Raw genomic sequence first — 12014 nt, 5'->3', positions numbered from 1 at the left:
CGCACCTCCGCACCTTGTGAGGCCTGCTGACAGCCCGTCAGGCTACAGCTAATCTGACGGGTAGTCAGCTAATGCGTCGGACGTTGGAAGTTCAGGTGCGGGGAGGCCGATTGTGGAGTGGCGCAGCATCCCGGAGCTGGTCCGTGCGGCGGCGGAGCGGTACGCGGACACCGAGGCGGTGGTGGACGGGCGGACCCGCGTCTCGTACGCCGAGCTGGGCGCGCGGGTGGAGCGGGCGGCGGCGGCCTGTGTCGCGAACGGCGTGATGCCGGGGGACCGGGTCGGCATCTGGGCGCCCAACTCCCTGGACTGGATGGTCGCGGCGCTGGGCGCGGTCTCGGCCGGCGGGGTGCTGGTGCCGCTCAACACCCGCTTCAAGGGCACGGAGGCGACGGACGTGCTGCGCCGCAGCGGGACCCGGCTGCTGTTCGTGACCGGCACGTTCCTGGGGACCTCGTACGTGGCGGCGCTGCGGCGGGCGGCGGGGGAGGGCGCGGGGGACGGGCCGCTGCCGGGGCTGCCCGCGCTCGAGCAGGTGGTGGTGCTCTCCGACGACGCACCGGCCGACTTCCGATCCTGGAAGGACTTCCTGGCGAGCGGGGACAAGGTGCCGGAGGCCGAAGTCGCCGCCCGCGCCGCGGCGTTGGACGGCTCGACGCCGTCGGACATCGTCTTCACGTCCGGCACCACGGGCCGCCCCAAGGGCGCGGTGATCACGCACGCGCAGACGCTGCGAGGCTACGAGATCTGGAGCGAGCTGGCGGGCCTGCGGCACGGCGACCGCTACCTGATCGTGAACCCGTTCTTCCACACCTTCGGCTACAAGGCGGGGGTGATCGCGTGCCTCATGCGCGGCGCGACGATGATCCCGCAGCCGGTCTTCGACATCGACACGGTGCTGGCGAACATCGCGGCGGAACGGGTGTCGGTCCTGCCGGGCCCGCCCACCCTCCACCAGTCCCTGCTGGACCACCCGGCCCGCGACTCCCACGACCTGTCGGCCCTGCGCCTGGTGGTGACCGGCGCGGCCGTGGTCCCCCTGCGCCTGGTGGAACGCCTGCGCGGCGAACTGGGCGTGGGCACCGTCCTCACCGCCTACGGACTGTCCGAGGCGAGCGGCATCGTCACGATGTGCCGCCGCGGCGACCCGCCCGAGGTGATCGCCTCGACCTCGGGCCGCGCGATCCCCGGCACGGAGGTGAAGGTGGACGCGGCCCCCGGCAAACCCGGCGAGATCCTGGTCCGCGGCTTCAACGTCATGCGCGGCTACTACGAGGACGAGGCGGCGACCGCCGAGGCGGTGACGCCGGACGGCTGGCTGCGCACGGGCGATGTCGGCATCCTCGACGAGGCCGGCAACCTCCGTATCACCGACCGGATCAAGGACATGTTCATCGTCGGCGGCTTCAACGCGTACCCGGCGGAGATAGAGCAACTCCTCGGCCTGCACGCGGATGTGGCCGACGTGGCGGTGATCGGCGTCCCGGACGCGCGGCTCGGCGAGGTCGGCAAGGCGTACGTGGTGCGGCGCGCGGGCGCGGTCACCACGGGCGAGGACCTGATCGCCTGGGCGCGGCGGGAGATGGCGAACTACAAGGTGCCGCGGTCGGTGGAGTTCGTCGCCGGACTGCCGCGGAACGCCAGCGGGAAGGTGCTCAAGAGGGAGCTGCGGGCGCGCTAGCCGGGCCCTTCGGCCGGGTGCCCGGACATGCCTCGGCCGCGACGGCTCCCCCTCGGTGCCGCCGCGGCCGGGTCCCCCGTCGGGACGTCGCGCGTACTGGGTCAGACGGTCTCGTCCGAGGCGTGGTTGTCCAGGAGACGGGCTTCCTCGCCGGAGGCGTGGTTGTCCAGCGTGGTCACCTGACCCGGGGTCTGGGTCGTGGCCTGCGGCGCCTTGTCCTTCGCGGCCGTGATGAGGTTCTCCTCCACCAGGGAGGCGTGGTTGTCGAGTGGCTTGACGACGTCGTCGTTCTGCTCGGGCTGGGTCATGATCATCAACTCCTGCGAGACGGTGCACGAAATCTGAGCGGCCCGTCCGACTGCTCCCCCGGGGGCTGTCGGACGGGCCGTCGCGGGCCGTTCACCCTAATGGGGCGCCCTCATCGAGATCCGTCTGCCCCCCGACGCGACGGATCGACTGAGGCAAGACTGGCGCGCGCCGATAAACGAACGATGAACGCGCTATGCGGCGGCCTTCGACGCCAGCAGCGCCCGGACCTCGACGGCCTCGGCCGAGCCCAACTGCTCGTAGATGGTGAGGGCTTCCCGCCAGCAGGCCTGTGCGCGGTCGGACTGGCCGAGCCGCGCCAGGGCCCTGCCCAGGACGGTGAGGACCGTCCCGCGCCGCCACTCGCCGCCGATCCCGCGCAGCGCGATCGCCTGTTCCGCGTGGCTCGCGGCGAGGGTGGGCTGCTGGGCCGCGAGGTGCATCTCGGCGATCCGGAAGTGGGTGACGCCCTCCCAGAGCGGCTGGCGGTGCTCGTGGAACAACGCCAGTGCCTCGGTGAGCTGGTGGAGCGCCTCGGGCAGGCGCATGGCCTCGGTCAGCGCGATGCCCAGGGCGTAACGGCCGTTGGCCAGGCGCAGGGTGAGGCCCATCCGGTCGTAGATGTCGATGCCCTGCTGGGCGAGTTCGATGGCGCTCGCGGTACGGCCCATGGCGAGCCGGATCCGGGAGAGGTTGCACAGCGCGCTGGCCTCGCCGACATCGCTGCCGTCCGCCCGGAAGTTGTCGATGGCCAGCTGCAGATAGCGCTCGCCGTCGGCGTGCCGGTTCTCGTAGAGGGCGATGATGCCCCGGTCGTTGGGGGCCCAGCAGCTCGGCAGCGGGTCGTTCGCGTCGGCCGCCAGGGCCATGGCGTGCTGGGCCTCCTCGTCGGCCTCCTTGAAGCGGCCCGCGATGAGGTGGACGGTCGTCAGCACCGTGCGGGCGCGGCCCTCCGCGTGGGCGTTGCCGACCTCGTGGGCGGCGTCCCGGACGGTCAGCGCGGCCAGTTCGTACACGCGGGCGTTGGCGCCCGACTCGGCCAGGTCCTTGGTGGCCCACAGGAGGTCGACGGCCCGCCGCAGACTCCGGTCGTGGGCGGACTGCCGTACGCAGGCCATCAGGCAGTTGGCCTCGGAGTAGAGCCAGTCCTGCGCGGCGCGGGCGGAGTCGAAGGTGAGACCCGGATAGGCGGTCCGCTCCAGATGGTGCACCAGGCGGTCGCCGGGCCGCTCGATCGCGTAGACGCCCGCGGCGGTCGCGAGATAGAAGTCCAGCAGCCGGGACATGGCCGCCTCCCGCTCCGCGGGCGGCAACTCGTCCCGTTCCGCGCAAGAACGCGCGTAGAGCCGTACGAGGTCGTGGTAGCGGTAGCGGCCCGGCGCCGCCGACTCCACCAGGGAGGTGTCGACGAGGGACTCCAGCAGGTCCTCCGTCGCCTCCACCGGGAGATCCAGTACGGCCGCGGCGGCGGCCAGCGAGATGTCCGGGCCGTCGGCCAGGCCCAGCAGGCGGAAGGCGCGGGCCTGGGCCGGCTCCAGTTGGCCGTAGCCGAGTTCGAAGGTCGCCTTCACCGCCAGGTCACCGGCCTGGAGTTCGTCGAGCCGGCGCCGCTCGTCCGCCAGCTTCGCCGCCAGCACCGACACCGTCCAGGTCCGGCGCGCCGCCAGCCGGGAGGCCGCGATGCGCAGAGCCAGCGGCAGGAACCCGCAGGCCGCGACCACGTCCAGGGCCGCCTCCCGCTCCGCGGCCACCCGCTCCTCGCCCACGATCTTCGTGAACAGGGACAGCGCCTCGTCCGGGGACATCACGTCCAGGTCGACGAGATGGGCCCCGGCGAGATCGACCATCCGCACCCGGGCCGTGACCAGCGCCGCGCAGCCCGCGGTGCCCGGCAGCAGCGGACGTACCTGCGCCGCGTCCCGCGCGTTGTCCAGCAGTACCAGCACCCGGCGCCCGTCCAGGACGGACCGGTACAGCGCCGAGCGCTCCTCCAGGGTGGCCGGTATCGCCGAGTCGGCCGTGCCCAGGGCGCGCAGGAAGGAGCCGAGTACGGTCTCCGGTTCGGCGGGCCTGGGCCCCGCGCCCTGGAGGTCGACGTAGAGCTGTCCGTCCGGGAAGGCGGCCCGTGCCTCGTGGGCCACGTGCACGGCGAGGGTCGTCTTGCCGACACCGCCGATGCCCGCGAGCGCCGACACCGCCATCACCCGGCCCTCCGCCGAGGCGAGGACCTGGCCGAGTTCGGCGACGAAGGCCGAGCGGCCGGTGAAGTCCGGGACCGTGGCGGGAAGTTGCGCGGGGCGGACCGAGGCCGTGGCGGGCTCCGGCTGCGGCGCCGAGGGCTCGGCGAGGCCGGGGTCGGCCTGGAGGATCCGGTGCTGGAGCTCGCGCAGGCCGGGGCGCGGGTCGACGCCGAGTTCCTCGGCCAGCAGGCGGCGGGTGTCCGCGTACACCGCGAGGGCCTCCGCCTGCCGGCCGCTGCGGTACAGGGCCAGCATCAGCAGCTCGCGCAGCCGTTCCCGCAGCGGATGCGCCGCGGTCAGCGCGGTCAACTCCGAGACCGCCTCCGCGTGGCAGCCCTGCTCCAGGTCCATGTCCAGCCGGGTCTCGGTCAGTTGCAGCCGCCACTCCTCCAACCGGACCCGCTGCGCCTCCGCGTACGGCCCCGGCACCCCCGCCAGCGCCTCCCCGTCCCACAGCGCCAGCGCCCGCCCCAGCACCTCCCGGGCATGGCACAGGTCACCGGCGTTCTTCGCCTTCTCCGCCTCGGCCGCCAACTCCTGTGCCACCGCGAGGTCCAGCGCGCCCTCGTCGAGTCCGCGCACCGCGTACCCGCCGGACTCGCTGACCAGGACCCCGGCGCCCAGCACCTTCCGCAGCCGGGAGGCGTACGTGCGCAGCGCGGCCAGCGCCTGCGACGGCGGCTCCTCGCCCCACAGGGCGTCGATCAGCTCGGCCGCCGTCGCCATCCGGCCCTCGCGCAGCAACAGGGCCGCCAGCAGGGCGCGTTGCTGCGGGGAGCCGGTGCTCAGCTGCTCCGCGCCGCGCCGGGCGCGCACCGGGCCGAGCACACCGAAGCCCAGCGCCTCCGGGTCCGCGACATCGCGGCGCCGCTGCTCCGGTACTCGCGGTACGTCCATGGCCGTCCCCCTAGAGCCTGTCTTCAACCCCGTCAGTTTGCCTTGTTCATGGCGGATGCGTCAGCTGTGGAGGGCACGGTCACAGCCGGCCGCGCGGGATATCACAAAGCCCTCACACGCTCCGTGCATACATCTGCGCGGAGCGGAGGGCCGAGAAGCCGCCAAGAAGCCGTCATCCGCCTAGCTGACGACCCGTCAGATCGGCGCTACCGTGGCCGCCATGGACACCCACGACACCGCCCAGGCCGAGTTCCCCCTGATCATCTCCGTGGACGACCACACCGTGGAGCCCGCGGACGTCTGGCAGGACCGCCTCCCGAAGAAGTACCTCGACACCGGCCCCCGCATAGTCCGCGCCCCGCTGAAGGAAATGACCTTCCTCGGCGGCCGGTTCGCCCCCGTCATGGGTGAGCCGGGGGACGACGGACCCATCGGCGACTGGTGGGTCTACGAGGACCTGCACCGCCCCCTGACCCGCCTCGACACCGCCGTCGGCTACAGCAGGGACGAGATCAAACTCGAAGTCATCACCTACGAGCAGATGCGCCCCGGCTCCTTCGACGTCCCGCAGCGCCTGGCCGACATGGACGTCAACCACGTCCAGTCCGCCGTCTGCTTCCCGACCTTCCCGCGCTTCTGCGGCCAGACCTTCACCGAGGCCACCGACCGCGAACTGGGCCTGCTCTGCGTCCAGGCCTACAACGACTGGATGGTGGAGGAGTGGTGCGGCCCCGCCGCGCGGGGCCGCCTGATCCCGCTCACCCTGATCCCGCTGTGGGACCCGGAGTTGGCCGCGGCCGAGGTCCGCCGCAACGCGGCCCGGGGCGTGCGGGCCGTCGCGTTCTCCGAGATACCCCCGCACCTGGGCCTGCCCTCCATCCACACCGACGACTGGGACCCCTTCCTCGCCGCCTGCGACGAGACCGGCACGGTCGTCTCCATGCACATCGGCTCCAGCAGCCGGATGCCCTCCACCTCCAAGGACGCGCCGCCCGCGGTCGGTTCGACGATCACCTTCGCCAACTGCTGCTTCTCGATGGTCGACTGGCTGATGAGCGGCAAGTTCGAGCGCTTCCCGAACCTCAAGGTCATGTACGCGGAGGGCCAGATCGGCTGGATCCCGTACATCCTGGAGCGCGCCGACGTGGTCTGGGAGGAGAACCGCGCCTGGGGCGGGGTCGCCGACAAGGTCCACCGCCCGCCGTCCGAGCTGTTCGCCGAGCACGTCTACGGCTGCTTCTTCGACGACGCCTTCGGCCTGAAGAACCTCGACTCCATCGGCGTCGCCAACGTCCTGTACGAGACCGACTACCCCCACTCCGACTCCACCTGGCCCAAGTCCCGCGAGGTCGGCGAGGCCCAGATGGGCCACCTGGCCCCGGACGTGGTGGAACGGATCGTGCGCGGCAACGCCATCGACCTGCTCGGCCTGACCCCCGAGGGACTGTGGCGGTGAGCGCCCCGGCGTACGGCATCCAACTCCCGGTCCAGTCCCAGAGCACGATCTATGCCGAGCCGTGGGAGGCCGCGGCCGGCGTGGCCGACCTGGTCGAGATCGCCCGCGCCGCCGACCGGGCCGGCTTCGGCTACATCGCGGGCTGCGACCATGTCGGCGTCCCGCGCCGCCTGGCCGCCGCGATGGGCACGACCTGGTACGACCCCGTGGCCACCCTCTCCTTCCTGGCCGGCGTCACCGAACGCGTCCGTCTGCTCAGCCACGTGGCGGTGGTCGGTCTGCGCCACCCCCTCGTGACCGCGAAGCAGTACGCCACCCTCGACCACCTCAGCGGCGGCCGGCTGATCCTCGGGGTCGGCGCCGGGCACGTACGGGAGGAGTTCGAGGCACTGGGCGTCGACTTCGACCGGCGCGGACCGGTCCTGGACGAGTGCGTGGACGCCCTGCGCGAGGCGCTCGGCCCGGACGAGTTCCCCGAACACCACGGCAAGCTCTACGACTTCGAGGGCCTGGGCCAGCGCCCCCGCCCCGCCCAGCCGCGCGTCCCCCTCTGGGTCGGCGGCTCCTCACCCGCCGCCGTCCGCCGCGCCGCGCTCAAGGGCGACGGCTGGCTGCCCCAGGGCGACCCGCGCGACCGCCTCCCCGCCCAGTTCGCCCGCATCCGCGAACTGCGCGAACGGGCGGGCATCGAGGGCCCGTTCACGAACGGCGCGATCACCGAGCCGCTCTACGTCGGCACCGCCGGCTGGGACGTCGGCCGCCGTACCCTCACCGGCCCGCCGGACGCCCTCGCCGAGTCCCTGCGGGCGTACCGGGCGATGGGCGCGCACCAGATCCAGGTCCGCTTCCGCTGCCGCGACCGCGCCGAACTCACCGACCAGATCACCGCGTTCGGCACCGAGGTGGCGCCCCTGCTCTGATCACCCCCTGTTTGAACATGGTCACGCCGAGCCGCGTATGTACGGACGTACGGACGTGATGGCTCCGGCGGAAGGACCCCCGAAGTGCGATCCCTCCAGCGGCTCTCCGTCGTACTGGCCTCCACGGGGGACAGCTGGCCCTACGACGACTGGCCGGCCCCGGACGACGCGTTCGTCGGTAGTCTGCTGCGCGTTCTCCCGCCCTACCGCGGGCTGCGCGAGACCACGGCGGACGTCGTCCTGCTGCGCTGCGAGGATCCGGCGGAGACTTTCCCGGGACTGCTGGCGCACCTCGGCACCCGGGGCGTTCCGGTGGTCGTCATCAGCCCGCGCCAGGACACCGGGACGGTGGTCGAGGTGTTCCGCAGCGGGGCGGGCTATCTGGTCGAGGGCGACTACTGCGACCAGGTGCTGTCCTCGGCGGCCATGGCCGCCTCCGTCGGGCACACCTACCTCTCGCCGTCCGCGTCCGCCGCCCTGCGGGAGGGGGCCCGCCGGATGGCCGCGACCGACGGCGCGATGCAGCGGCTGCGCGGCCTGCTCTCGCCGCGCGAGCAGCAGATCATGGAGCTGCTGTCGACGGGCCTGGGCGCCCGGCAGATCGGCCTGCGCCTGCGGCTGAGCGAGAAGACGGTCCGCAACAACCTCAGCAACATCTATGCCAAGTTGGACGCCCGCAGCGGCACGGACGCGGTCCTGCGCTGGCTGGGGACCACGCCCGTGCTTCGCACCTGAGAACCGATGCCGGTGGCGGTCAGGGGGCCGGGATCTCCGTCAGTGGTATTTCCACGTCGGTGACATCGGCGCCGCCCTGGCCGAATCCGGGCTCCGACCGGACGGCCTTCGTCGAGTTCGGGACCGCGTCGGCCGCGGCGGTTCCGCATGTCACATTCCGCAGCCAAAGGCGCCCGTCGGGCGTTCCGTTGTTCAGGATCTGCGGATAGAAGACGTGCACGGTCGCGGCGCCCTCGCTCGGTGAGAAGAACACCGTCTGCCCGTCCTGCGCCTCCTTGTACGTGGCCCGCAGGAATCCGCTGACATCGGTGCGCTTGGCGGACCACATGAAGAAGGCGGTGCTGTCCGCCTGCACGGTGTCCGTCCGGCTGAACGCGAGGGTGGTCGTCTTGTCGTCACGCGTGATGTTGATGGTCGACGTGCTGTATTCCAGGCCGACCTCGAAGAGCGAACTGCCGAGTTTCGTACCGGCCTCGGCGACGGTTCCCTCCTCCACCTGAAGCGTCCTCGTCACCGAGGTGCTCACATTGAAGGTCTTCGTGGCCGTGCTCGTGGAACCGCAGTTGTCGGTCACCGGGGAGACGCGTTCATTGGGGCCGAGACTGTTCGCCTTGAACTGGACATCGACGAACTGGCAGTCGGCCAGCCCGTCGGAGTCCGAGGAACAGTCGGCGGCCACCTCGGACGGGGTGGCGGCACTCGCCTGGTTCATCAGCGGGACGATCACCGCCAGCGCCGCCACGGGCGCCAGGGCGAGGGTGATGCGCTTCTTCCTGCTCCGGTGGCTTCTGATGCGGCCGGTCCGGGTCATGGGTGTCTCCCGTAAGGGTGAAGTGGGGGTGAGCTGCGGTTGCTTGACGACCGGCCGGAGGCTCAGCAGTCCTCCAGGACCGCCTTGGAGGTGCCGTCCACGACACCCGGGGCGCCGGCGGCGCCGGGCAGGACGACGGGTCCCTCGACCACGTCCGGCGCGACGAAGTTCTGTTCGGGGGAGGGGTTGACGGCGAAGCTGCCGGGGTCGGCGTCGATCCGCACCCGCCACTCGCCGGTCATGCGCTGCACCTTCGGCGTGAACTCCATGTGGAGCACCTTCCCGACCGGTACGTCCCGCGCTTCCGTGTCCCCGGCCGTCGCCGATTTCACGGTCATGTCCAGGGTGCCCTTGTGCTTGGTCCAGGACCCGCTCAGGAATCCGAAGAGGCCACCCGCGGCGCCCTGTTGGGTGGAGACGTACGTGCCCTGCCCCTGCGCCACGGTCGACGACCAGGAGACGGACACCTTGGCCGGTTCGGTGGCGTTCGGCTCGCAGTTCGGGAAGTCGATGGAGGCCTTCTCGGTGGACCCGTCGAAGGTCTCGAAATTCGTCTCGACGAAATCGCAGTTGTCGGCCTGGAAACCGTCCGCGAACGCGCCGCCGAAATCCTCCACCGACCGCTGCTCGCCATTCACCACCGCGGACCGCTCACACATGGTCATGATCTGGTCCGCCGTCTTCTCCTCGGCCGCGTTCGCCGACGGAAGAAGGGTGACGACCACCCCGCCGGTGGCGAGCGCCGCGCCGATCGCCACATACCTGACTTTCCTGTTGCGCAATCTCCGCTGTGCCATACCCGGCATTGTTGGAGCCAAGGAGAGGTGTGGCCAGGGTCAAATATCCCTACCCGTAGGTCACTTGATGTGTGCTTGTGCAATGGTCGGACGACTGTCTGACGCTCCGTCAGATGCGGCGCTACGATGCCGGTATCCACCGATGCGAAGGAGTGCGCCATGGGCAAGCTCGACGGACGCGTCGTCCTCGTCACCGGGGCGGCGCGCGGGCAGGGGGAGCAGGAGGCGCGGCTGTTCGCGGCCGAGGGCGCGAGCGTGGTCGTTGCGGACGTGCTGGACGAGCAGGGCAAGGCGCTGGCCGAGGAGCTGGGCGCGCTCTACGTCCATCTCGACGTCGGCGAGGAGGAGGGCTGGGGCGCCGCGGTGGCCGCGGTCAAGGAGGCCCACGGGCGGATCGACGGACTGATCAACAACGCCGGGATCCTGCGCTTCAACTCCCTCGTCGACACGCCTCTGGACGAGTTCATGCAGGTCGTGCGGGTGAACCAGGTCGGCTGCTTCCTCGGCATCAAGACCGTGGCCCCTGCGATGGAGGACGGCGGCACGATCGTCAACACGGCCTCGTACACGGCGGTGACGGGCATGGCGGCCGTCGGCACGTACGCCGCCACCAAGCACGCCATCCTCGGACTCACCCGCGTCGCCGCCCTCGAACTCGCGGACCGGCACATCCGGGTCAACGCCATGTGCCCCGGCGCGATCGACACCGCGATGTCCAACCCGGCCCAACTGGACCCGGGCGCGGACGTGGAGGGGATGTCGAGGGCGCTGGACGACCTGTACCGCAAGCTCGTGCCGCTCGGCCGGATCGGGCGCCCGGAGGAAGTGGCCCGCCTCGCCCTCTTCCTCACCTCCGACGACTCCTCCTACATCACCGGGCAGCCCTTCGTGATCGACGGGGGCTGGCTCGCCGGGGTCTCCGTCATCTGACTCCACGTCAGGTATTGACCCTCCATGCGCGTGGTGCAACAGTCGGGCCAACTGAGCTGACGGATCGTCAGAAACCGTGGACACCAGAACCGGGGACGGTGAACCTCCTTGGAATTCGGGCTCTTTGTACAGGGATATGTGGGCAAGCGCGCCGAGACCGACCCGCTCGCCGAGCACAAGGCGCTGATGGAGGAGACCGAGTACGTCATCCAGGCGGACAAGTCCGGCTTCAAGTACGCCTGGGCGTCCGAGCACCACTTCCTGGAGGAGTACTCGCACCTCTCCGCCAACGACGTCTTCCTCGGCTACCTCGCCCATGCGACCGACCGCATCCACCTCGGATCGGGCATCTTCAACCCGCTGGCCCAGGTCAACCACCCGGTGAAGGTGGCCGAGAAGGTCGCCATGCTCGACCATCTCACCGGCAACCGCTTCGAGTTCGGCTCGGGCCGCGGGGCCGGCTCGCACGAGATCCTCGGCTTCCTCCCCGGCATCACCGACATGAACTACACCAAGGAGATCTGGGAGGAGACGATCGCCGAGTTCCCCAAGATGTGGCTCCAGGACGAGTACGTCGGCTTCCAGGGCAAGCACTGGCAGCTGCCGCCGCGGAAGATCCTGCCGAAGCCGTACGGGAAGTCGCACCCGGCGATGTGGTACGCGGCGGGCTCCCCTCCGTCGTACGCCATGGCCGCGCGCAAGGGGCTCGGCGTGCTCGGCTTCAGCATCCAGAAGGTCTCCGACATGGAGTGGGTGCTGGAGCAGTACAAGACGGCGGTCGTGAACGCGGAGCCGATCGGCGACTTCGTCAACGACAACGTGATGGTGACGACGACGGCGATCTGCGCGCCGACGCACGCCGAGGCGATCGAGGTCGCCGTGAACGGCGGGCTGCACTATCTGCCCTCGCTGGTGTTCCGCTACCACGACACGTTCCCCCGTCCCGAGGGGTTCCCGGTGTGGCCGGAGACGCTGCCCGAGTACAACGCGGAGTTCGTGGAGCTGCTGATCGAGGAGGAGTTGCTGATCTGCGGCGACCCCGACGAGGTGACGCGGCAGTGCAAGAGGTGGGAGCAGGCAGGGGCGGATCAGCTGAGCTTCGGGCTGCCGGTCGGGGTGCCGAAGGAGGACACGCTGCGCACGATCCGGCTGATCGGCGAGCACGTGATCCCGAAGATCGACACGGATCCGGTCCACCGGACCTCGCGGTTCCGTCAGTCCGTGTAGGGGGGATCCGTTCC

Annotated in this window: 10 protein-coding genes; 6 read left to right on the top strand and 4 right to left on the bottom strand. The window is 70.9% G+C overall.

Annotated features, from left to right (window positions below; translation table 11 throughout):
• Positions 1-112 precede the first annotated feature (112 nt).
• Positions 113-1681 carry a FadD3 family acyl-CoA ligase gene (locus ACWD5F_RS15565; RefSeq protein WP_451254592.1) on the top strand — a complete coding sequence of 523 codons (1569 nt, stop codon included), beginning with the start codon at positions 113-115 and terminating at the stop codon, positions 1679-1681.
• Positions 1682-1782: 101 nt separating this feature from the next.
• Here the strand turns inward: ACWD5F_RS15565 and ACWD5F_RS15560 are convergent, their stop codons facing one another.
• Positions 1783-1989: a hypothetical protein gene (locus ACWD5F_RS15560; protein ID WP_401716211.1), complete on the bottom strand. Its 207-nt coding sequence runs from the start codon at positions 1987-1989 to the stop codon at positions 1783-1785.
• A 192-nt stretch (positions 1990-2181) separates the two neighbouring features.
• Positions 2182-5124 carry a BTAD domain-containing putative transcriptional regulator gene (locus ACWD5F_RS15555; protein ID WP_451254590.1) on the bottom strand — a complete coding sequence of 981 codons (2943 nt, stop codon included), beginning with the start codon at positions 5122-5124 and terminating at the stop codon, positions 2182-2184.
• A 220-nt stretch (positions 5125-5344) separates the two neighbouring features.
• Here ACWD5F_RS15555 and ACWD5F_RS15550 point away from each other — a divergent pair, with 220 nt between their 5' ends.
• The 3 genes from ACWD5F_RS15550 (at position 5345) to ACWD5F_RS15540 (ending at position 8235) form a co-directional block, all read left to right on the top strand.
• Positions 5345-6580 carry an amidohydrolase family protein gene (locus ACWD5F_RS15550; protein WP_401716215.1) on the top strand — a complete coding sequence of 412 codons (1236 nt, stop codon included), beginning with the start codon at positions 5345-5347 and terminating at the stop codon, positions 6578-6580.
• Positions 6577-7500 (top strand): LLM class F420-dependent oxidoreductase, encoded by a 924-nt coding sequence (locus ACWD5F_RS15545; RefSeq protein ID WP_451254588.1) that lies wholly within the window; start codon positions 6577-6579, stop codon positions 7498-7500. Before ACWD5F_RS15550 ends, ACWD5F_RS15545 begins: the two co-directional genes overlap by 4 nt.
• An 84-nt stretch (positions 7501-7584) precedes the next feature.
• The gene (locus tag ACWD5F_RS15540; RefSeq protein WP_451254586.1) at positions 7585-8235 is read left to right on the top strand and encodes a response regulator transcription factor; all 651 of its coding nucleotides are present in this window, start codon (positions 7585-7587) and stop codon (positions 8233-8235) included.
• Between the two features lie 19 nt (positions 8236-8254).
• Here the strand turns inward: ACWD5F_RS15540 and ACWD5F_RS15535 are convergent, their stop codons facing one another.
• Both ACWD5F_RS15535 and ACWD5F_RS15530 read right to left on the bottom strand, forming a co-directional pair.
• On the bottom strand, positions 8255-9046 hold the full coding sequence (locus tag ACWD5F_RS15535) for a hypothetical protein (protein WP_451254584.1): 792 nt from the start codon (positions 9044-9046) through the stop codon (positions 8255-8257).
• 62 nt (positions 9047-9108) lie between these two features.
• The gene (locus tag ACWD5F_RS15530; RefSeq protein WP_451254582.1) at positions 9109-9843 is read right to left on the bottom strand and encodes a hypothetical protein; all 735 of its coding nucleotides are present in this window, start codon (positions 9841-9843) and stop codon (positions 9109-9111) included.
• Between the two features lie 159 nt (positions 9844-10002).
• Between ACWD5F_RS15530 and ACWD5F_RS15525 the strand changes: the two genes are divergently transcribed.
• Both ACWD5F_RS15525 and ACWD5F_RS15520 read left to right on the top strand, forming a co-directional pair.
• Positions 10003-10773 (top strand): SDR family NAD(P)-dependent oxidoreductase, encoded by a 771-nt coding sequence (locus ACWD5F_RS15525; protein WP_401716227.1) that lies wholly within the window; start codon positions 10003-10005, stop codon positions 10771-10773.
• A gap of 108 nt (positions 10774-10881) precedes the next feature.
• Positions 10882-12000, top strand: a complete 1119-nt coding sequence (locus ACWD5F_RS15520) for an LLM class flavin-dependent oxidoreductase (protein ID WP_451254581.1) — start codon at positions 10882-10884, stop codon at positions 11998-12000.
• Positions 12001-12014: the final 14 nt, after the last annotated feature.

This window comes from Streptomyces sp. NPDC002499, assembly GCF_053595415.1.
Note: the sequence above shows the minus strand (reverse complement) of the source record. Positions and strands in the feature narration are given on the sequence as shown.

What these genes read in the sequence shown, in the direction of transcription:
- ACWD5F_RS15550 (WP_401716215.1), top strand. Translation starts at nt 5,345, where the DNA reads ATGGACACCCACGACACCGCCCAGGCCGAGTTCCCCCTGATCATCTCC.
- ACWD5F_RS15525 (WP_401716227.1), top strand. Translation starts at nt 10,003, where the DNA reads ATGGGCAAGCTCGACGGACGCGTCGTCCTCGTCACCGGGGCGGCGCGC.
- ACWD5F_RS15555 (WP_451254590.1), bottom strand. Translation starts at nt 5,124, where the DNA reads ATGGACGTACCGCGAGTACCGGAGCAGCGGCGCCGCGATGTCGCGGAC.
- ACWD5F_RS15535 (WP_451254584.1), bottom strand. Translation starts at nt 9,046, where the DNA reads ATGACCCGGACCGGCCGCATCAGAAGCCACCGGAGCAGGAAGAAGCGC.
- ACWD5F_RS15530 (WP_451254582.1), bottom strand. Translation starts at nt 9,843, where the DNA reads ATGGCACAGCGGAGATTGCGCAACAGGAAAGTCAGGTATGTGGCGATC.
- ACWD5F_RS15560 (WP_401716211.1), bottom strand. Translation starts at nt 1,989, where the DNA reads ATGACCCAGCCCGAGCAGAACGACGACGTCGTCAAGCCACTCGACAAC.